At 71.9% G+C, this 20138-nt stretch carries 20 protein-coding genes; 11 read left to right on the forward strand and 9 right to left on the reverse strand.

Annotation, left to right across the window (positions count from 1 at the left end):
• Window positions 1-143: 143 nt before the first annotated feature.
• A complete protein-coding gene (locus tag ABZ234_RS26335; RefSeq protein WP_267949456.1) occupies window positions 144-686 on the reverse strand; it encodes a GNAT family N-acetyltransferase in 543 nt (180 codons plus the stop codon).
• 317 nt (window positions 687-1003) lie between these two features.
• Here ABZ234_RS26335 and ABZ234_RS26340 point away from each other — a divergent pair, with 317 nt between their 5' ends.
• Complete coding sequence (locus tag ABZ234_RS26340) at window positions 1004-1933, forward strand: LysR family transcriptional regulator (protein ID WP_267949457.1); 930 nt, start codon at window positions 1004-1006, stop codon at window positions 1931-1933.
• A 28-nt stretch (window positions 1934-1961) separates the two neighbouring features.
• Here the strand turns inward: ABZ234_RS26340 and ABZ234_RS26345 are convergent, their stop codons facing one another.
• Window positions 1962-2882, reverse strand: a complete 921-nt coding sequence (locus ABZ234_RS26345; RefSeq protein ID WP_330158001.1) for a LysR family transcriptional regulator — start codon at window positions 2880-2882, stop codon at window positions 1962-1964.
• Between the two features lie 71 nt (window positions 2883-2953).
• On the opposite strand from ABZ234_RS26345, the gene ABZ234_RS26350 reads away from it, so the two are divergent.
• Window positions 2954-4015 (forward strand): EamA family transporter, encoded by a 1062-nt coding sequence (locus ABZ234_RS26350; RefSeq protein ID WP_355013807.1) that lies wholly within the window; start codon window positions 2954-2956, stop codon window positions 4013-4015.
• 61 nt (window positions 4016-4076) lie between these two features.
• On the opposite strand, the gene ABZ234_RS26355 is transcribed toward ABZ234_RS26350, so the two are convergent.
• Window positions 4077-4358 carry a helix-turn-helix domain-containing protein gene (locus tag ABZ234_RS26355; RefSeq protein ID WP_355013808.1) on the reverse strand — a complete coding sequence of 94 codons (282 nt, stop codon included), beginning with the start codon at window positions 4356-4358 and terminating at the stop codon, window positions 4077-4079.
• 98 nt (window positions 4359-4456) lie between these two features.
• Between ABZ234_RS26355 and ABZ234_RS26360 the strand changes: the two genes are divergently transcribed.
• From ABZ234_RS26360 to ABZ234_RS26370, 3 genes are all read left to right on the forward strand, one after another.
• Window positions 4457-5200: a helix-turn-helix transcriptional regulator gene (locus tag ABZ234_RS26360; protein ID WP_355013809.1), complete on the forward strand. Its 744-nt coding sequence runs from the start codon at window positions 4457-4459 to the stop codon at window positions 5198-5200.
• Window positions 5197-5370 (forward strand): DUF397 domain-containing protein, encoded by a 174-nt coding sequence (locus ABZ234_RS26365; protein WP_355013810.1) that lies wholly within the window; start codon window positions 5197-5199, stop codon window positions 5368-5370. Before ABZ234_RS26360 ends, ABZ234_RS26365 begins: the two co-directional genes overlap by 4 nt.
• 293 nt (window positions 5371-5663) lie before the next feature.
• Window positions 5664-7466 (forward strand): hypothetical protein, encoded by a 1803-nt coding sequence (locus ABZ234_RS26370; RefSeq protein WP_344178652.1) that lies wholly within the window; start codon window positions 5664-5666, stop codon window positions 7464-7466.
• 84 nt (window positions 7467-7550) lie between these two features.
• On the opposite strand, the gene ABZ234_RS26375 is transcribed toward ABZ234_RS26370, so the two are convergent.
• On the reverse strand, window positions 7551-9305 hold the full coding sequence (locus tag ABZ234_RS26375; RefSeq protein WP_355013811.1) for a serine/threonine-protein kinase: 1755 nt from the start codon (window positions 9303-9305) through the stop codon (window positions 7551-7553).
• Window positions 9306-9548: 243 nt separating this feature from the next.
• On the opposite strand from ABZ234_RS26375, the gene ABZ234_RS26380 reads away from it, so the two are divergent.
• The 3 genes from ABZ234_RS26380 (at window position 9549) to ABZ234_RS26390 (ending at window position 12414) form a co-directional block, all read left to right on the forward strand.
• The gene (locus ABZ234_RS26380; protein ID WP_355013812.1) at window positions 9549-10202 is read left to right on the forward strand and encodes an alpha-ketoglutarate-dependent dioxygenase AlkB; all 654 of its coding nucleotides are present in this window, start codon (window positions 9549-9551) and stop codon (window positions 10200-10202) included.
• 97 nt (window positions 10203-10299) lie between these two features.
• Window positions 10300-11385, forward strand: coding sequence for a magnesium and cobalt transport protein CorA (locus ABZ234_RS26385; protein WP_355013813.1), 1086 nt, complete (start codon window positions 10300-10302; stop codon window positions 11383-11385).
• Between the two features lie 54 nt (window positions 11386-11439).
• Window positions 11440-12414 carry a methyltransferase gene (locus ABZ234_RS26390; RefSeq protein ID WP_355013836.1) on the forward strand — a complete coding sequence of 325 codons (975 nt, stop codon included), beginning with the start codon at window positions 11440-11442 and terminating at the stop codon, window positions 12412-12414.
• 34 nt (window positions 12415-12448) lie between these two features.
• Here the strand turns inward: ABZ234_RS26390 and ABZ234_RS26395 are convergent, their stop codons facing one another.
• Window positions 12449-13216 carry a DUF1266 domain-containing protein gene (locus ABZ234_RS26395; RefSeq protein WP_267949466.1) on the reverse strand — a complete coding sequence of 256 codons (768 nt, stop codon included), beginning with the start codon at window positions 13214-13216 and terminating at the stop codon, window positions 12449-12451.
• Between the two features lie 11 nt (window positions 13217-13227).
• Complete coding sequence (locus ABZ234_RS26400) at window positions 13228-13401, reverse strand: hypothetical protein (protein WP_355013814.1); 174 nt, start codon at window positions 13399-13401, stop codon at window positions 13228-13230.
• Between the two features lie 217 nt (window positions 13402-13618).
• On the opposite strand from ABZ234_RS26400, the gene ABZ234_RS26405 reads away from it, so the two are divergent.
• The gene (locus ABZ234_RS26405) at window positions 13619-15022 is read left to right on the forward strand and encodes a GH1 family beta-glucosidase (RefSeq protein ID WP_355013815.1); all 1404 of its coding nucleotides are present in this window, start codon (window positions 13619-13621) and stop codon (window positions 15020-15022) included.
• 46 nt (window positions 15023-15068) lie between these two features.
• Here ABZ234_RS26405 and ABZ234_RS26410 read toward each other — a convergent pair whose 3' ends face one another.
• Together ABZ234_RS26410 and ABZ234_RS26415 are read right to left on the reverse strand one after the other, a co-directional pair.
• Entirely contained in the window at window positions 15069-15242 is a 174-nt protein-coding gene (locus ABZ234_RS26410) for a hypothetical protein (protein WP_267949469.1), read from the reverse strand.
• A 616-nt stretch (window positions 15243-15858) separates the two neighbouring features.
• Window positions 15859-16467: a TetR/AcrR family transcriptional regulator gene (locus ABZ234_RS26415; protein WP_355013816.1), complete on the reverse strand. Its 609-nt coding sequence runs from the start codon at window positions 16465-16467 to the stop codon at window positions 15859-15861.
• A 113-nt stretch (window positions 16468-16580) separates the two neighbouring features.
• Between ABZ234_RS26415 and ABZ234_RS26420 the strand changes: the two genes are divergently transcribed.
• Window positions 16581-17402, forward strand: a complete 822-nt coding sequence (locus tag ABZ234_RS26420; protein WP_355013817.1) for an SDR family NAD(P)-dependent oxidoreductase — start codon at window positions 16581-16583, stop codon at window positions 17400-17402.
• Window positions 17403-17553: 151 nt separating this feature from the next.
• Here the strand turns inward: ABZ234_RS26420 and ABZ234_RS26425 are convergent, their stop codons facing one another.
• Window positions 17554-18462: a LysR family transcriptional regulator gene (locus tag ABZ234_RS26425; protein ID WP_355013818.1), complete on the reverse strand. Its 909-nt coding sequence runs from the start codon at window positions 18460-18462 to the stop codon at window positions 17554-17556.
• Window positions 18463-18745: 283 nt separating this feature from the next.
• Between ABZ234_RS26425 and ABZ234_RS26430 the strand changes: the two genes are divergently transcribed.
• Window positions 18746-20062 carry an MFS transporter gene (locus tag ABZ234_RS26430; protein ID WP_267949473.1) on the forward strand — a complete coding sequence of 439 codons (1317 nt, stop codon included), beginning with the start codon at window positions 18746-18748 and terminating at the stop codon, window positions 20060-20062.
• The last annotated feature ends 76 nt before the right edge of the window (window positions 20063-20138 follow it).

Genomic DNA, 20138 nt, shown 5'->3' on the forward strand with positions numbered 1-20138 from the left:
GCCGCGCCCGCGACGCAGGCGAGGAACACGGCGCCGGCCGCGGTGACCAGGCCCCGGTAGACGCTGCTGCTGGCCGCGGCGCCGACCGACGCCTCGGGGGCGGGCCCGGACGCGTCCGCGGTGGGCGTCGGGGGAGAGGAGGCTCAGTCGTGGGCGCCGAAGCCGTCCACGCGGCAGACCATGGTCGTCACGAAGGGGCGGAAGCCCTCCCGCTCCAGGAAGCTGATGTCCTCGGACGCGGTGGCCAGCGCGGAGAACTCGATGTCGCGGATGCCCATGGAGGCGAGCTGGCGGCGCACCTCCTCCAGCAGCTTCGACCCGACCCCGCTGGAGTCGTACTCCGGGTCGATCGCGAACGTCTGCACGACCGCGACCCGCGTCCCGCGGTCCCAGCTGCCCTGCGCGCTCTCGCGGATGGTGACCATCGCGTACCCTGCCAGGTCCTCGCCGCTCTCGGCGAGGATCGCCATGGTGTCGGGGTCCGACAGCCAGGCCAGGTACTGGGCGCGGCGGCGCCGCCAGGACTCGTCCAGGCTCGTGGCGCTGATGATGTCCGACAGGTGCGAGGCGCTCAGGGTGTGCTGCTGGTGGAGGGCGCCCCACAGGTCCGCGAGCTCCTCCACCTCGTGCGCGCCCAGGTAGCGGAAGCTGAGGAGACCGACGTCGGTCGTACGAGGTTTGGTCATCAGCGAAGTTTGCATGTTCTTCTCACCCGTTCCCACCAGCATTGGGTGCTGATCCCCCGGGGTCCCCAAGGTGGAGACCCATGGTTGAGCTGTGCTCCGACTGTACGTGCCGGTATCGACCCGAGCGGGCGTGACACGAAAAAAAGAGATGCACGAGATCGCACTATGAGAATTAGTTCGATTCTTTCCTTGGTAAACCCAGGATTCGCCCGGTGTTGGGCCACGCTTCGGCAGTGTGCACGGAATCACCTTCCGAGCTGGGGCAACGGGACGGAAACCACACGGAAACCTGTTCGTACTGTCATAAGTTGGATCGCATGATCGACGTTCGGCGGTTGCAGCTCCTCCAGGCACTCGAACACCACCGCACGGTGGCGGCGACGGCGGAGGCGCTCAACGTCACCCCGTCGGCGGTCTCCCAGCAGCTCGCCGTCCTGGCCAAGGAGGCCGGGGTCCCCCTCGTCGAACGCCAGGGCCGCCGCTTCCTGCTCACCGGCGCCGCGCGGGTGCTGCTCCGGCGCGCGCACGTCATCTTCGCGGAGATGGAGCGGGCCACCGCCGACCTCGCCGAGTACGCGCAGGGCGACCGCGGCGTCATCCGCGTCGGCTCCTTCTCCACGGGGATCAGCGACCTCGTGGCCCCGGCCCTCGCGCGCCTGCGCACCAGCCACCCGGAGTGGTCCTTCGAGGTCGTCCAGGCCGAGCCCGAGGAGAGCGCCGAGATGGTGCGCTCCGGGCGACTGGACGTGGCCCTGACCATGTCCACCCGGCACCTGCCCGCCTCGGGCGACCCCGACTTCCGGGTCGACCCCGTCATGGTGGAACTGCTCGACGCGATCCTGCCGTACCAGCACCCGCTGGCCGCCCGCACCAGCCTCCACCTGGCCGAGGACCTGTCCGACCAGGACTGGATCATGTCCGCGCCCGGCACGGCCTGGCACGAGTGCGTGTCCGGCGCGGCCAACCAGGCGGGCTTCCAGCCGCGCGTGGTGCACACCGTCGACGACTTCAGCGCCGTCTTCTCCCTGGTGCAGGCCGGCCTGGGCATCGCCCTGATGCCGCGGCTGGCCTGGACGGGGCTGCACGCGCCGCAGATCGTCGTGCGGGGCGTGCGCGAGACGGCGCGCCGGCACATCGTCGCCCTGTCCCGGGCCGGCTCGTCCCCCGAGCCCCTGCTCACCGCCGTCCGGGAGGCCGCCAGCAAGGTCCCGGTGCCGTCCGTGGGCCCCTTCGCCATCGCGGGCTGACCGGGGCGCTGCCCCGGGCGCCCCGGGCTCAGGCGGGCAGCGGCGGGACGTCGTCCAGGACCTCCCCGGCCGCCTCGTGCAGGTACCGCGCCACCAGCTGGATCGGCCGCCACGCCCACCCGCCGGTGCGGCCGGCCAGGAAGACCTCCCTGACCCCGCCCAGCTCTCCCAGGGGCGCGTGCGCCACGCCGCGGCGGGTCACCGCAGCCAGGCGCGGGACCACGCCGATGCCCAGCCCCGCCGCGACCAGCTCCTCGAACAGCTCCAGCGTGTCGACGCGGTGCGCGATGCGCGGCGTGAAGCCGGCGTCGGCGCACATCCGCTGCACCAGCGCCTCCTCGTCCCCCCGGTAGGGGCTGGCGATCCACGACGCCCCGGACAGCTCCCGCAGCCGCCGCCGGGTCAGGGTCCGGCTGTCCGCGCCCTCGGACGGCTGGGACAGGAGCAGCTCCTCGCCGCCGATCGGGCGCACCGTCAGGGTTCCCGGGAAATCCCGGGGGAGAAGGCTGTACTGGTAAACGACCCCCAGGTCGGCGCCCCCGGTCTGGAGGAGGGTGAGCGCCTGCTCCGACTCGTGCTCGGTCAGCTGGACCTCGATGCCCGGGTGGTCCTGCCGCAGGCGCCGCAGGGCGGGAAGCACCACGGGCGCGGCGCTCGTGTACATCACCAGGTCGACGCGGCCGACGGGTTCGCCCTCGCCCTCGAACTCGGCCCGGGCCGCCTCCACCCGCGCCAGGATGTCCACCGCGTGCTCCGCGAGCCGCCGCCCCGCCGGCGTGAGGCGCACGCGGCGGCCGTCGGGCGCCAGGAGGGGGACGCCGGCCTCCTTCTCCAGGACGGCGAAGTGTTTGGAGACCGCCGACGTGCTCATGCCTGTGACCTCGGACACTGCGGCCATCGTGCCCAGGCGCTCCAGTTCCACGAGCAGACCCAACCGGGTGAAATCCATCCACCGAAACTACACGGTCCATCAACCATCGGTCCGTGGACAGAAACGAACCTCTCGGATCCAATGGTCGGGTGATCCCCTCATTCGTGTCCTCGCTGCGCCGTGCCCGCTTCCAGGTCCCGGCGCCGGTCATGCTGCTCATCGGCATGTTCACCCTGCACACCGGCAGCGCCCTGGCCGTCACCGCGTTCGCGCACGCCAGTCCCGCCACCGTCACCTGGCTCAGGCTGACGTGGGCGGCGGTCCTGCTGCTGGCCCTCGGCGGTCGCTCCCTGTGGCGCGCCGTGCGCGCGGCGACGCCGCGCGAACTGGGGGCCGTGGTGATCCTGGGCACGGCGAGCGCGGGGATGATGCTGTTCTACTCCGAGGCGACGGCGCGGATCGAGCTCGGCGCCGCCACCTCGATCGAGTTCCTCGGCACCCTCGTCGTGGCCGTGGCCGCCATGCGCCGCCGGCGCGAACTCGTGTGGATCGCCGCGGCCGTGCTCGGCGTCCTCTGCCTCACCCGGCCCTGGCGGGGGGACCTCGACCTGGCCGGGGTCGGCTTCGCCCTGGCGGGAGCGGTCTGCGTGGTCGCCTACATCGTGCTGACCCAGAGGGTGGGCGCAGGCTTCGGGGCCGTCCACGGCCTGGCGCTGGCCATGACGGTGGGATCGCTGGTCAGCGCACCCTTCGGGGCGCCCGCCGTCTTCGCCGCCCCGGACGTGGACCTGATCCTGTTCACGCTGGTGATCGCGCTGCTCTTCCCGATGGTGCCGTTCCTGCTGGAGATGGTCGCGCTCCAGCGGATGGGCCGGACCGCCTACAGCACCTTCTCCAGCCTGGAGCCCGCGGTCAGCCTGGTGATGGGCCTGGTCGTCATCGGCCAGGCGCCCGTGGCCGTGCAGGTCGTGGGCATGGCGCTGGTGGTGGTCGCCGGAGTGGGTGCGGCCCGGGGAGACCGGAGCGACCGGCCCGCCGTGCCGGGCCCGGAGGCCGTGCGCCGGAGCCGGGCGGGTGAGGGCGTCCCCGGGCCGTCGGCGGGGCCTCCCGCCGAGGGCCGGGACGTGCCCGTGCTCCCGGCCGGTCGCGGGACCCCGGAGGCGGAGCAGGCGGAGGCGCCCGGGTCCCGCGAGTCCGACCGGGCCGCCTGAACCCCGGGAACGCCGTAGGGCCACCGCCCGTCCGGGCGGCGGCCCCCTGGGCCTGCCGTGCTCACCGATGGCCGCCGGTCCGCTCCTCCCGGAGTGCGAAGACGTCTCCGGCGCGGAAGAACCGCACACCGCGCGGGTTCCTCGCGCAGACGAGGTGTCCGCGGTCCGACCAGCGCCTGACCGTGGAGACCCCGACCCCCAGGGCCAGGGCGGCCTCCCCGGTGAACAGGTAGAAGTCGGGCCCGGTGGCGAGGATCTCCTCCAGGTCGTACCGGTGGTTCACCGCCGGCTGCGGGGCAGCGAACGCCGTGGCTTCTTTGTTCGACTTGCGTGCTTGTTCCATGCCTTCAAAGTGGCCTCTGCCGGTCAGGTTGCTCCACTGATCGACGAGTTTCGGGATACGCCGGACACACGGATGGAAGGCGTTGCACAATGATTCCTGTGAAGCCCCCTCACTTCCCCGATGTGCTCCGCCGCCACCTCCAGCTCAGCGGGATGACGCAGGCCGTGCTGTCCTCGCACTCGCGTGTCTCTCAGGCGTCCTTGTCCCGGTACCTCTCCGGAAAGACGAATCCGACGCGGGGGGCGGTGGACGCCCTGGATCAAGCCCTGGAGGCGAACGGCGCCGTCCTTGCGGCATGGAAGGAGGAGGTCAGGGATGACCTCCCTCCGTTCTTGAGGGACGGCAACCATTTGGAGGGAGCGGCGACCCGAATCGACCTGGTTTCCACCGTGGTCGTTCCCGGGTTGCTCTGGTGTCCGGCGTACGCGGAACTGATCTACCGTGCGGGCAGAAAGGTCAAGGACATCGAACGGCTCGCCCGGATCCGCTCGGAACGGTTGAGTCAGTTGTCCGCTGATGTCTGCGCGGTGTTTCCGACCATGGCCTTGACCGGTGTTCCCACTGCGGTTCGCGCAGATCAGATCGATCACCTGTTGTCGTTGCCGGAACACGTAAGGATCCACCTTCTTCCAGAAGGAACGCTTCTGCTCGGAATTCCTGGACCTTTCGCCCTTTTTCGGTTGGGAGACGGGCGGGAGGTGGCCATGTCCGATCACTTGGACGGCGATGCCGTCTACGGGGACGCCATTCTTCCCAGGGTGCGCGAGCTCGTCCGTGACGCCTACGCACTAGCATTGCCTCCTATGGCCAGCACGGAGAAGCTTCGGGGGTTGATGCCGTGACCGGCGACCAGTGGATCAAGTCGTCCTACAGCGGTGCATCCTCCAACTGTGTGGAGGCTCGTCTCTCCGGGATCGGGGCGGACGTCCGCGACACGCAGAACCGCGATGCGGGAACCCTCTCCTTCCCCTCCGACGAGTGGCGCGCGCTGCTGGCGGCCGAGGCCCGGTAGCCGCGGCCGCTACCCAGACGCCGTGTCCACCCGGTCGCCGGCCCGACCGACCGTCCGACCGGGCGGGAGTAAACGGTGGGTCCCATGGGAGGGAGCTCTCCGCGTTCGGAAACTGTGATCCGCAACACTTCTGAGGTGGGAAAGCGGTGGGATTCAGGCGGAAACCGGCGGGCGTCACGACGCCGTAGGGGGCCTGAGCAGGACATACCGTCACGTAGTGTATGGGAACCGGTCCTGAGCTGGGATTTCCCCTCGCGTATCGGACAGTCCGAATGCACTAGCTTGGTGCGATCATGGCCGCGAAATCTGATCTCGAACTCCTGCGCGCCCACGAACCCGTGCTCATGTGCACGAAGGGGGAACTCTTCTTCCCCACCGACGTGGACGCCTACGTACGCAACTGCAGCCTGTGGATCGAGGAGCCCGGCGGACGCGAACGCGTCCTGGTCCCCGCGGGTGAGCTGACTCTCGACCGTCTGTCCCAGGCCGAGGAGGAGTGGCCCGAGCGCCACAAGCACCTCCGCTTCGTCCAGGAGGAGACCCTGCGCGAGGAGGCCCGGCGCTACAAGGGCGTCGCCCGCTCGGTCATCCCCAAGAGCGGCCGCCTCGCCGCCGTCGGCGTCCTGGGCCGGGTCCTCGACATCCTCATGAAGCTCTCCCTGCTCATCCGGGGCGCCGTCCCCGGCGGCGTCACCTTCGCGGCGGTGACCCGGTACCGGGAGCGCGTCGACAACGGCGGCGCCACCTACTACGGCCGGGTGAGCCGCGAGGGCGGCTACATCATCCTCCAGTACTGGTTCTTCTACGCGATGAACGACTGGCGGACCATCTACGGCGGGGTCAACGACCACGAGGCCGACTGGGAGCGCGTCACCGTCTACGCCGTCGAGAACCCCGACGGCACCACGCGCCCCGTCTGGGTCGGCGCCTCCTCGCACGAGTACCACGGCGACGACCTGAGGCGCAGCTGGAACGACCCCGACCTGCACCGGGACGGCGACCACCCGATGGTCTACGTCGGCGCGGGATCGCACTCCCACCAGATGCTCCCCGGCGACTACCTCATCCAGGTGGACCCCTCCTTCCTGCGCGGCATCATCCGCGTCTGGCAGTGGATCGCGCACCGCGTCTTCCGCGCGGACAGCGCGATCAACCGCCACGGCATCGGCGTCCCCTTCGTCGACTACGCGCGCGGCGACGGCGAACGCCTCGGCCCCGGCGGCGACCGCGAGTGGTACGCCGTCCTGATCGACGACGACACCCCCTGGCTGAAGGGCTTCCGCGGCCTGTGGGGGCGCGACACCCGCGACTTCTTCGACGGGGAGCGCGCGCCCAGCGGCCCCCGCTACGAGCGCGACGGCACCATCCGCCGCTCGTGGGCGGACCCGCTGGCCTGGGTCGGCCTCCAGAAGGTGGCGCCTACCGAGGCCGCCGCCCGCGCCGAGCTCCGCTCCCACGTGGGCGTCCTGGACGAGCGCCTGCGCGAGATGGACGCCGACGTCCTGCGCCGCCGCCACGAGCTGCGCCAGCTCGACTCCGCCCGCATGGCCCTGTCCCGGGAGGCGCACTCCCGGCCGCGCGCCCGCGAGTACACCGAGCAGATCGAGGCCCTGGAGGAGGAGCTGGCCCAGGTCTACGAGAAGCGCGTGCTGACCGCGGACGAACGGGACACCCACCTCCGGGCCCTGGCCTCCGAGACGCCCCTGGTGCCCACGCCGACCGGGCACCTCAAGGCCCCGCACCTGCCGTACTCCTCCGGACAGCAGCGCACCACCCGCTTCCTGCACCTGTGGGTGGCCCTGAGCACCCCGCTCCTGCTGGTGTCCCTGGCCCTGCCCATGTTCCTGCTGGACGGGCAGTTCACGCTCTACGCGATGCTCGGGGTCGTGGTGGCCTTCGCCGCCGTCGACTCGGTCGCCCGCCGCAAGTTCATCCAGTACCTCACCGGTCTGGCGATCGCGGCCTTCGTGATCGGGATCGCCGTCGGGATCGTGGCCGCGTTCATCGCCGACTGGCGGATCGCGATCGCCGTCCCCATCGCGGTCATCGTGGTGCTCCTGCTCGTGGTCAACATCCGCGAACTCCTGCGCCGCTGACCCTCCCGTCCCCGCGGCCCCCCGCCGCGGGGGCGGGGCGCGGGTAGGTCGATGATCCACCGCCGTCGCCGTGCTGCGCTCCCCTCAGGGCGACTGTTCGACGTAGGTATCGCCGGCGAACCAGCGCAGGGCGGCCCGCAGCCGTTCGAGCCTCCCCTCACCGTGTCCACCGATGTGCTTGGCCTGGTACACGGAGACACCTCCCTGGACGTGCCTCCCGCGCAGGCCGAGGCCGGCCTCGGCCGGCCAGAGGACGATATCGGCTCTGGGCCCGTCGCCGATCACGCTGACCTGATCGATGTCCTCCCACCCGACCTTCTTCGCCTTGCCGTTGTCCGATGCAAGGGTCACACCCCGGGAGTCCAGGGTGAGGAGGACGTCGGGGGGAGTTCGAAGCCACGTGGCGATGCCGAGCCCCAGTCCGGCCGCTGCGGTCGGGAGAAGGACCCACGCGAGCGGCGGTGGCCATCCCGGCCTGTCGAACTGCCCGGTCAACTCGAGGGGCACCATCACGAGCAGCGCGACGATGCACGCCCCCATGAATGCCACTCCCAGGCCGGATGTGACCGCGTCCCATCCCCTCCGGCCGTGGAAGGACACGTGCTGGACAGGTTCGGGCACGGGTCCGCGCCCGTGGAAGACGTCGAAGAGCATCCTGGAGGTGGTTCCGATCCGCAAGTCGACCCGGCGCACGGCGCTCTCGTGACCGGCTGCCCGCACCTGGACCGAGTGCTGCCCCGCGGCCAGGGAGAAGCGGGCGCTTCCGCTCGGCGCGACCGAGCCCAGGACGGAGCCGTCTGCCAGGACCTCCAACGGCCCGGGACCCAGGTTCCCGATCACCAGGCCGCCCTTGTCCGGTTGTCCACCGCCCGGATCGGACCGGGACGGGAGGCGCCGCACCTGAGATCCGGCCAGGTCGGTCTCCGGATCCCTCGTCGTCGCGGCCAGGGTCGCAGCCGTGCCCGTGTGCCGGGTGATGATCTCGGTGAGGCCCTGGGGCAGCCATTCACCGCCGGTGCGGGGCCGGGCCGACGGCGTCTCCCCGGCCAGGGCACTCAGTACCTTCTCCAAGCCGGGGCGGGCCGAGGGGGACTTGGCCAGGCAGGAGGCCACCAACCCGCCCAGGGGGCCGTGAAGGCGGGACAGGTCCGGCTCCTCGTGCACGATGCGGTAGAGCACCGCGTGAACAGGCCCGGATCCGAAGGGATTGCGGCCGGTGGCGGCGAAGGCCAGTACGCAGCCCAGGGCGAACACGTCGCTGGGCGGGGCGACCTCGCTACCTCCGGCCTGTTCGGGAGACATGTACCCGACGGTGCCGATCACCGGCTGGGCCGCTGTGTAGGTGAGCGAATCCGTGGCACGGGCGATGCCGAAGTCGATCAGCCTCGGTCCGTCCCCCGCCAGGAGGACGTTGCCGGGTTTGAGGTCGCGGTGCACCAGCCTTTGGGCGTGGACCGCCATCAGCCCTTCGGCCAGGCCCGCACCGAGTACCGCCACCGACTCGGGCGGGAGCGGTCCGTGCTGGTCGACGGCCTGCTGCAGGGAGGGGCCGGCGATGTAGGCGGTAACCATCCAGGGCGGGTCGGCCCCGGTGTCGGCGTCCACGATGTGGGCGGTGTAGAACCCGCCCACCTTCCGGGCGGCCCGCACCTCGTCGGCGAAGCGGCGTCGGAAGTCCGGGTCCTGGGCCAGTTCGGGGCGCACGACCTTCACGGCGACCAGGCGGCTGCCCGGGGAACGTCCCAGGAACACCTGGCCCATGCCGCCGCCTCCGAGGCGTCCATGGATCCGGTAGGGGCCGATGCGGGTGGGATCACCGTGGTGGAGGGGGATGGCCATGGCACCGCTTCCTGGAGGGGGTAGGGCTGGACAGGAGCAGATGATTCCAAGGAAACCTCCTCGGCGACACCTCCTTGCCGGAACCGGCCACCAGCTGGGGAGAGTGTGCAGGCTCCTCCCGTGTCGGGACGGCCGCCCCGCCCCTCCGAGAGGCACACCGCCGGGCCCCCGGGAGAGGGCCGGGCGGCCGACCCGGGGTGAGCCGCGGTTGGCGCCGGGGCCCCGCGCGGGGACGATGGGGGTATGAGCGACGCGTTGTTCGGCTCCCCGCCGGTGGAGGTGGCCCCCGGCGCCGTGCACCTGCCCGGATGGCTGGACGGGGACGCCCAGGCCGACCTGGTCCGCCGCTGCCGCGACTGGGCCCGAGGCCCCGCCGGGATGCGCCGGCACCCGATGCCCCGCGGAGGGGTGATGAGCGTTCAGATGGTCGGGCTCGGATGGCACTGGCAGCCCTACTCCTACTCCCGCACCCTCCCCGACGGCACCCCCGTCCAGCCCTTCCCGGCGGTCCTCGCCGACCTGGCCGCCCGCGCGGTCGGGGCCGCCTACGGCGCCCCGCCCGGGCCCGGCGCCGACCCCTACGACGTGGCGCTGGTCAACTTCTACGACGCCGACGCCCGCATGGGCATGCACCAGGACAGGGACGAGCTCTCCCGCGAACCCGTCGTCTCCCTCAGCCTCGGCGACACCTGCGTCTTCCGCTTCGGCAACACCGAGACCCGCACCCGCCCCTACACCGACGTCGAACTGCGCAGCGGCGACCTCTTCGTCTTCGGCGGCCCCTCCCGCATGGCCTACCACGGCGTTCCGCGCACCCGGCCGGGAACCGCCCCGCCCTCTCTCGGGCTGACCGGACGGCTCAACATCACCGTCCGCGCCTCCGGCCTGGAGGGCTGACCGCTCCCGGTTCGCCCGGGCGTGGCGTGTCGGCGCGCCCCGGCCCCCGCGCCCCGCCAGGATCGGGCACAGTACCCACCGCCCGGGAGGGAAGCCCATGCACGACTCCTCGCCCGAACGCGTGATGGCCCTGGGCCACGAGGCCGCCCGGCTGCCGGCCCGGGACTCGCCCGGGGCCGTCCGCGCCGTCCTCTACCGCGACGGGCGCCGGGAGCGCGAGGCCGACTCCGTCGAGGAGGCCCGCCTGGCCCTCGCCCGCGACAGCGGGCTCATGGCCTGGATCAGCATGGACGAGCCCGACCAGGAGCAGCTCACCGACACCGCCCGGCACTTCTCCCTTCCCAGGCTCGCCCTGGAGGACGCCATCGTCGCCCACCAGCGGCCCAAGGTCGAGACCTACGGCGATGTCCTGTTCGTCGTGCTGCGACCGGCGCACTACGACCGGGAGCGGGAGGCCGTCCGGGTCGGCGAGCTCCACCTCTTCGGGGGCCGCGGCTTCGTCATCACCATCCGCCACCGGGGTCAGGTGGACGTCGAGGCCGTCCGGGGCCGACTGGAGGCCGAGCCTCGGGTCCTCGCCCACGGTTCCCTGGCCGTCGTCCTCGCGGTGCTCGACAGGGTCGTGGACGCCTACGCGCCCGTCGTCTTCGACATCCAGGACGACATCGACGAGGTCGAGACCCAGGTCCTCGACAGCGACCCGGAGGCCTCGCGCCGCACCTACCGGCTCGCCCGCCAGGTCATCGTCCTGCACCGCGCGGTCGACCCGCTCGACGTCGTCATGACCGACCTCATGACGCTCCTGGAGCGCCCCGAGGAGGCCGACCCGGGACCGCCCCACGCCCCCGCCGAGGCCCGGGGTACGCTGCACAACCTCCTCCGCGACGTCGCCGACCACGTCAGCGCCGTGCGCGAGCACGCCGAGGGGTTCCGCCAGATCCTCCAGAACATCATGTCCGTCAACAGCGCCCTCATCGACCAGGCCCAGAACGAGGCCATGAAGAAGGTCTCGTCCTGGGGCGGCATCCTGGTCGTGCCCACCCTCATCGCCTCCGCGTACGGCATGAACATCCCGCCCGGGTCCGGGTTCGAGTGGATGTTCAGCTGGCCTCTGTCCCTCCTTCTGATGGCGCTCTCCAGCCTCACCCTCTACGTTGTGTTCCGACGCAACGGCTGGCTGTGAGGAGGGAACACGGTGCGCGACGGGGAATCCGCCGAACGCGAGGTGATCCGGCTGATGACGGGGGCGTGGGTGTCCAGGGCGGTCGCCACCGCCGTCGAGCTGGGGGTCCTGGACCGCCTCGGCGAGGGCCCCGCCGACACCGGCTCCCTGGCCCAGGGGCTCGGCCTGCACCCGGACCGGCTGGACCGCCTGCTGCGGCTGCTGGCCGCCGTGGGCGTGGTCCGCGAGCGAGACGGTCGCCACGAGCCCACCCGGGTCGGCTCCCACCTGCGCCGGGGCCACCCCTCCGGGATGGCCGAACTCGCCCTGCTCTACGACAGCGACATGTTCGGCGATTCGTGGGAGCACCTGGCCGACGCCGTCCGCACGGGGCGGACTGCCTTCGGCGAGGCCCACGGCACCGACGTCTTCTCGTACCTGGAACGGCACCCCCGGGACGCGGAGCTCTACACCGCGGGCATGGCCGCGGGCGGCCGGTTCTCCACGCGGATCCCCGACGTGTACGACTTCGGCGGGGTGCGCACGGTCGTCGACCTCGGGGGAGGGGACGGCGAGCTCCTCGCCGCGGTCCTGGCCGCCGCCCCCGGCGCGCACGGCGTCCTGGTGGAGCGTCCGGCCGCGCTCGCCGCGGCCCGCGAGCGCCTCGGGGCGTTCGCGGACGCCGGACGGTGCGACCTGGTCGAGGCCGACTTCCGGGAAGGGGTCCCCGAGGGCGCCGACGTCTACCTGCTCAGCCGGGTGCTGCACAACTGGTCCGACGAGGACGCGCGCGGTCTGCTCCGCCACTGCCGCCGGTCCATGGCCCCCGGCGGCAGGGTGCTCGTCGCCGAACGCATCCTGCCCGACGAGGGCCGTCCCTGGCTGTCGCTGGTCCTGGACGTGCACATGATGGTGATGACCCCGGGGGCCGAGCGGACCGAGCGCGGCTACGAGGAACTGCTGTGCTCCGCCGGGCTCACCACGCGCGAGATCCTCGACCTGCCGCTGGAGATGCGGCTCCTCGTCGCCGGCCCCGTCACGCCGCCATGACCATGGGGCGGGCCCTCCGCCCTCGCCCGTCCCGTCACATTCTCCAGGGGAGGTTGAGCCACGGGCTCGCCGGATCACCGGCCAGGACCTTGTGCGCCGCCACCGAGTCCGTGTAGTAGGGGCCGAACGAGCCCTCGTCGAAGGCCATCGCCCGCCCCAGAACGAAGCCCGCCGACATCTCCTGCCACGAGCCGTGGTGGCGCATCGACTGCGCACCCGCCCGCAGGATGTGCCCGTGCGCGGCCCGCTCGTCGGCGTACCCGGCGTTGACGCCCCACCGGGCGAGGTTGACCGCGCGGCCGAAGTCGTAGGCGCGCACGGTCCGCACCGGCACGCCCCTGGGGAGGACCCCGTCCTCGACCATGCGCTCCTCGTACTCCCAGATCCGGGCGGCCTCCAGGACCATCTCCTCGTAGACCCGGTGGGCCGCGCCGCGGGCCCGGCACCAGTGGGCGATCAGGTCCGGCCACACGCCCGCGTCGAAGGGGTGCCCGGGCGCGCGGGCCATCGCCCGGTTGCGCAGGTCCAGCAGGACCGTCACGTCCGAGGCGGGGCGGTGGTCGTCGGTCAGGCGGCGCAGCGCGCCGTCCCACCCGGCGGTGTCGGTGATGCCCCAGGAGTCCCGGAGCTTGGCCCGCTCGTCCTCGGCGTCGCAGCAGGAGCACGACGAGTGGACGGCGTTCCACACCCCGCCCCCCGCCGTCGGCATGTGCGCCCCGGAGGCGAAGGCGTGCGCCAGCGGCCCCTGGAAGAACCCCGCGGGGTCGCTCCGGAGCCTGGCCCGCTTGGAGAACAGTCCCATGGCGCCCCTCCTCAGGGGTTCGGGAGGCGGCGGATCCCCTCCGCCTCGCGTCGGGCCCCGGCGGTGCTCCGCTCCGGGGCGGCGGAGCGCCGGGGGGCCGCCGCCCCGGAGCGGGCGGAGTCCGGTGTCTCCTCCGGCTCCCGGGTCCTGCGGTTGTGCGCGTGATCGGTCCAGCTGCTGCCCATGTCCCGGTTCCTTCCGTCGCGCGCCCGGAGACCGTGGGGCGCGCCGCGAGGTGTGACGCCTCCGTCGGGCCGCGGGTTCCGGATTTCTCCGATCGAGAGGAAGAGGAGTGGAAGGAGTGGTTTCCGTGCACTCCCGGTGTTCGCGGTGTGACGGAGAAGGTCTTGGTGTCAGGGGTCACATCACCTACGATGGGAGCGCTCCCAGAAAGGACTCCCCATGGATGCCCCGACACTGCCCGCACACCTCCAGTTCGGTACCGCCACAGCCGCCTACCAGGTCGAAGGGGGAGTCCACGAGGGCGGGCGCGGACCGTCCATCTGGGACACCTACTGCCGGACCCCCGGACGCGTCGCGCGCGGCGAGACGGGCGACATCGCCTGCGACCACTACCACCGCTACGGCGAGGACGTCGCCCTGCTGGCCGACCTCGGAGTGGACCTCTACCGCTTCTCCGTCGCCTGGCCGCGCGTCCAGCCCACGGGCAAGGGCCGCCCCAACCCCGAGGGCCTCGCCTTCTACGACCGGCTCGTCGACACCGTCCTCGGCGCCGGGATCGAACCCGTCCTCACCCTCTACCACTGGGACCTGCCCCAGGCCCTGGAGGACGAGGGCGGCTGGCGGGTGCGCGACACCGCCCACCGCTTCGCCGAGTACTCCCGCATCGTCGCCGACCGACTCGGCGACCGCGTCAACCGCTGGATCACCCTCAACGAGCCGTTCTGCTCGGCCTTCGTCGGCCACGCCGTCGGTCGGCACGCCCCCGGCACCCGCGAGGGGACCCCCGCGCTCGCCGCGGCCCACCACCTCCTCCTCGCCCACGGCATGGCCGCCGGAGAACTGCGCGCCGCCGCGGCGGGCGAGGTCGGCATCACCCTCAACCCCGACCACCTGCTGCCCGCGTCGGACTCCGACGCCGACCGCGCCGCCGTGGAACGCGCACGCACGCTCCACAACCGCGTGTGGTTCGACCCCATCTTCAAGGGCGCCTACCCCGACAACGAGGACGAGGTCTGGGGAGACATGGCCGACGGCTCGTACCGCGCCGACGGGGACCTGGAGATCATCGCCCAACCCCTGGACTTCCTCGGCGTCAACTACTACCGGCCGATCATGCTCCGCGATGCCCCGCACGCCGAGGCCGATATCTCCGCCCGCACGGCCGTGGACATCCGGACCGAGCAGGTGGACTTCGAGGGGGTACGGCACACCACCATGGGCTGGCCGGTGCTCCCCGACACCTTCGCCGACCTGCTCATCGACCTCGACCGCCGCTACCCGAACCTGCCGCCCATCCTCATCACCGAGAACGGCTCGGCCGAGGACGACCGGCCCGACGAGACCGGGCGCGTCCGCGACACCGGTCGCGTCGACTACCTGCGGGACCACCTGGCGGCCCTGGCGCGGGCCATCGAGGCCGGGGTCGACGTGCGCGGCTACTTCGTGTGGTCGCTGCTGGACAACTTCGAGTGGGCCTACGGCTACGACCGGCGCTTCGGCCTGGTCCGGGTCGACTACGAACGCCTGGAGCGCCACCCCAAGGACAGCTACCACTGGTACCGCGACTTCCTGACCTCCCACCGGGCCCGCAGGGCCGGCGAGGCCGTCCGACAGGGCTCGTAAGGGGCGGCTTCCGCCGCGCCCCGCGGACGGCGGGGCGCGGCGGTGCTCAGGCGTGCTGGCGCGCGACGCCGCCGAACGCCCCCACGACGGCGCCCAGGGCGAACATCGACGCCTCGTCCTCGTCCATGTGGACGATGCCGGCCGGAACGCGCACCCGGTAGGGCTTGGGCTCGGCGGGCAGGATCTCCAGCCCGTCGATGATCCCCTGTCCCTCCAACATCAACAGGGCCTCTTCGACCCTTCCTGTACGGTCACCGCGGGACCATATGGACATGCGTCAACCCTCACTACGGCCGGGGCCGGGTACAACCGAGCGGGAACGGCGCCACTGGGGCAGGGCGGTCCACTGTTTCCCGGGCCGGGTACCCAGCCCTGTCACGCTCCGGGGTCCGTTCCGGTGTGCGCGGGGAGCAATCCCAGTGATACCACCGGCGCGGCGGGGTGGGGGCGGCATCGGAGGCACGGCGCACTGGCCGGAACCGGCCACGCCCTGGGGATGTGGCCGGATCCCTGGTCCGGCGTGCGGCGGCACCGGTCGGCGGGGACGGTCAGCACTTCCCCCCGCGCGTACCGGTGGGTCGCCGCCCGGACGGGGTGGGGGAGGAGGCCGGGACCGGGTCGCCGCACGGGCTCGGGGGAGGCGGCGCGCCGCCGGGGTGGGCATCATGGCTCCTCGGGGTCGTTCCGGGCGAGCCTAGGGACGCTTCCGCCGACCCGCCCGGCGAACGCCGAAACCGGTCACCAATGCCCGGAAAGTCCTGCGCCACAGGCGTTCCGGACCCGGCGTCACCGCCTGTGGCTCCGCGCGGGAACGCTCGACGACGGACGCCCGGGGGTCAGGGGGCGGCCGGGCCGAAGGCCCTGAGGGTCGCGTCGACGAGTGCGTCGGCGTACGCGGGGGTCAGTGGGCCGCCGCGGTGCAGCCACCGCTGGAAGAGGGGGGCGTAGAGCACCTCCAGGACCAGGTCGAGGTCGGCGTCGGGATCGAGCTGGCCGGCCTCCTGGGCGCTGCGCAGACGCGCCTTCTTCGCCTCGTCCAGCGGCCGGGCCAGTTTCTCGCGGTACTCGGCCGCCAGCGCGGCGTCGTTGGCGATCTCGGTGTTGAGGGCGCGGAGCAGCCTGTCGAAGGACGGGTCGGCGAACTCCTCCGCCGTGGCCCGCATGACGAGCTTGAGGTCGGACTCCAGGTCGCCCGTGTCCGGCAGAGCGACGGACTGCCCGTCCGCGTCCTCGCTCAGGGCCAGGACGGCGGCGAAGACGACCGCGCTCCTGGACGGCCACCGCCGGTAGATCGTCTGCTTCCCGACGCCGGCGCGGGCGGCGATGGCCTCGACCGTGACCTTCTCGTAGGCCTGCTCCGCCACCAGGGAGCGGGCGGCCGAGAGGATCGCCTGCCGGGACCGTTCCTTGCGCCGGGAGTGGTCCGGCCCCTTCGCGTTGGACATGCGCCCAGCCTATCCGCAAAAGAAACGAGACGGCCCGTATTGCTAGGTTGGGTGGAGTGTCCTACACTCACAGGAAACGAGACGGACCGTTTCCTTTGTGAGAAAGAGGTGTCATGGCGGACGCACGAGTCTGGCTCATCACCGGGGCATCCCGCGGCCTGGGAAGAGCCTTCGCCGAGGCCGCACTGGCAGGCGGCGACCGGGTGGTGGCCGCCGCCCGCAACGTCGGGCCCCTGGAGGAGTTGGCCGGGAAGTACCCCGACCGCCTGGTCCCGCTCGCGTTGGACGTCGCCGACCGCCGAGGCGTGTTCGAGGGGGTGGAGCGGGCGGCAGCCGCGTTCGGCGGGCTGGACGTGGTCGTCAACAACGCCGGCGCCATGCTCTACGGCATGGTGGAGGAGGCCACGGAGGAGCAGATCCGGGCGCACATGGACGTGAACTTCTTCGGCGCCGTGTGGGTGGCCCAGGCGGTCCTGCCGCACCTGCGTGCCCGGGGCGGGGGACGGCTCCTGCAGGTCACCTCGATGGGCAGCGGCGGCGGCATGGCCACCGTGGGCCTCTACGGCGCGGGCAAGGCCGCCCTGGACTCGGTCAGCGAGGCGCTGGCGATGGAGGTCGAGGGGTTCGGCGTCAAGGTCACCGTCGTGCAGATGGGCGGCTACGAGACCGGCCTGTTCACCGCCGGCACCACGGCCACGGAACCCTTGGCGCGGTACCAACCCCTGCGCGCCGAGATGGAGGCGATGTGGGGCGACGCCGTCGCTCCGGAGCCGGACACCGCCGCTCCGACCCTCATGGAGCTGGTCGCACTGCCGGACCCGCCCCGGCGGCTCATCGTCGGCAGCCAGTCCTTCGACCACGTCCTGGAGATGGACCGGGCGCGAACGGAACTGTACCGGTCCTGGGAGCACCTCAGCCGGACGGCCCCGGGCTGACCGCGTCCCGCCTCGCCCCTGGAGGGCCATCACACGGCGGTCGGGCGGTCGGGGCCGTCCCCGCGTGCGCGGGGGGCAGACCGGTGTCCCGCCTGGTTCTTCGGAGCCCTGGCACGTATCGGCTGCGGCGGAGCCGGTGCCGCGCCGGGGGTCAGACGATGATCTCCCGGCAGACGTCGACGAAGGCCTGCACCCGCCGCACCGGTCTGCGGTCGGCAGGCTCGATGACCTCGATCCCGAGCCCCCCGGACTCGATGTCGAGCTCCCTGGTCACATAGGGCAGGTCCTCGTAACTGCGTTCGAGCGCGGTGCGCTGGGTGAGCAGAGCGCAGCCCAGCCCCCGGGCCACCAGGGCGCGGACCATCTCGAAGCTCGCGGTACGGAAGCGCACGTTCGGGACCAGGCCGGCCTTGGCGAACAGGCCGAGGAAGTAGTCGCCGGCGGGCGGCAGGTCGAACAGGATCAGCGGTTCCGAGGCCAGGGCGGCAAGGCTCAGCGGGCCCTCCGTGTCCCAAGCCCTGTCCGCGGGGACGAGCGCGTAGGGCGGGTCCGACCGGAGCGACTGCGCTGTCACCCCGCTCATGGCGCGCACGGAGTCGAGCTCGTAGTGGTAGGTGATCGCGAGGTCGATCCGGGTGTTGAGCAGGTCGTCCAACAGCGTCCCGTGTGCCGCCTCGACGAAGGAGAGCCGCACCTGCGGGTGCCGCCGCGAGAACTCGGCGATCACCTTCGGCAGGAGGATCGGCGCGATCGTCGCGTAGCAGCCGACGGTGAGGTCCCCCTCGACCTCCTCCCGCTCCCGGCTGGCCGTCTCCCGGAGCTGTTCGAGGTTGGCCCGCACGTTGTCGGCCACGGCCAGGGCGCGCTGCCCCGGCGCCGTGAGGAGCATCCCCTTCGGAGAACGGACGAAGAGGGTGACCCCCAGCGCCGACTCCAGGTCGGTCAACGCCGTCGACACCGTCGACTGCGACACGAACAGTTCCCGCGCCGCCGCCGTCACCGAGCCGAGCCTGGCGATGGCCCTCAGGTACTCCAGCTGCCGCAGGCTCACGTCACCCACCGGTTCGCCCCTCCCGTCGGAGCCATCGGTTTTTCCGAAGGCGTTCTTTGGATCTATGTGTTTTACAGATCCTAGCTTCCGCCTGGATAGTGGTGACCCATGACACAGGCAGGTCGGATGCCGACAGCACCGGGGGCTCTACCGCGCCCCCGCAAGGCGCTCGACTCCACACTCCCGCGAACGAGCGACCTCCTGATCATTCACCAGAGCGTTCCGGCGCGCTGGGGGCCACCGGCGCCTCCGGGGCTTCGGCGCGTGCGAGGACACGATCCCAGGAGGAGAAATGACGAGTGAGATCTCCGAGCAGGTAGACAAGAAGGACCTGCGGCGGAGTGTGTTCGCCGGAGCGGTGGGCGTCTTCGTCCACTGGTTCGACTGGGCCGTCTACGCGTACCTGGCCACCACCATGGCGCAGGTGTTCTTCCCCGAACAGGACGGCACCGCCGGCCTGCTGTCGGTCTTCGCGGTCTTCGCCGTGGCGTTCTTCGTGCGTCCGCTCGGCTCGGTGCTCTTCGGCCACCTCGGTGACCGGTTCGGCCGCAAGACCACACTGTCGATCGTCATCATCTCCATGGCGGCGGGCACGCTCATGCTCGGGCTGCTGCCCAGCTACGAGTCCGTCGGCATCCTCGCGCCGATCCTGCTCGTGGTCGCCCGCATCATCCAGGGGCTCGCCGCGGGCGGGGAGTTCGGCTCCGCCGCGGCCTTCCTCGCGGAGTTCTCGCCGCCCAAGCGCCGTGGATTCGGGTGCTCGTGGATCGAGTTCGGCTCGGTCGGCGGGTTCCTGTGCGCGTCGATCGCCGTCTGGGCCCTGCACGCGGCCTTCCCCGCGGAGGTCGTCCTCGACTGGGCCTGGCGGATCCCCTTCCTGCTGACGGTGCCCATGGCCGCGGTCGGCCTCTACATCCGCCTGCGTATCGAGGACACGCCCGAGTACCGCGCCCTCGAGGACATGAACAACGTCCCCAGCCAGCCGGTCGTCGAGGTGTTCCGCTCCAACGGCAGGCAGTTCCTCCAGACGGTCGGCATCGAGACCTTCATGAACTCGACCTTCTACATCGTCCTCGTGTACCTGATCACCTACCAGGAGGAGATCGTCGGGGTGCCCGCCGACCGGGCGGCCCTGCTCTCCGCGGCGGCCTCGGTCGTCGCCATGGGGATCATCCCGCTGTCGGGCAGGATGTCCGACCGCGTGGGCCGCAAGCCGGTGCTCTACACCGCCGCCGCCCTGCTGATCGTCGCCGCCGTGCCGTTGTTCCTGCTGATGCAGGTGAACACGTCCTGGGCGGCGTTCGCCGCGACCTTCGGCCTGGCCGCGATCCTGGCGATCATCCTGGGCACACACGCGTCCACGGTGGCGGAGCTCTTCCCGACACGGACCCGGCAGAGCGGCCTGTCGATGGCCTACAGCGTCGCGGGGGCCTTCTTCGCCGGAACCCTGCCGTACCTGATGACCTGGCTGATCTCGCTCACCGGAAGCACCATGGTCCCGGCGTTCACCATGATCGTGATCGGCGTCATCGGCGCGGTCACACTGCGCACCATGCCCGAGACCAGCGGTTCCGACCTGCTGCACGAGAGCGACCGGGCACCGCGCTGAGCAGTACGCGGGCCGGGGGCCGTCCGTGTGCGCTCCGCGCCCGGCCGGCGCCCCGGTCCGCCCGCCCGAGAACAGA

This window comes from Nocardiopsis sp. NPDC006198, assembly GCF_040613895.1.
Classification (GTDB): domain Bacteria; phylum Actinomycetota; class Actinomycetes; order Streptosporangiales; family Streptosporangiaceae; genus Nocardiopsis; species Nocardiopsis tropica.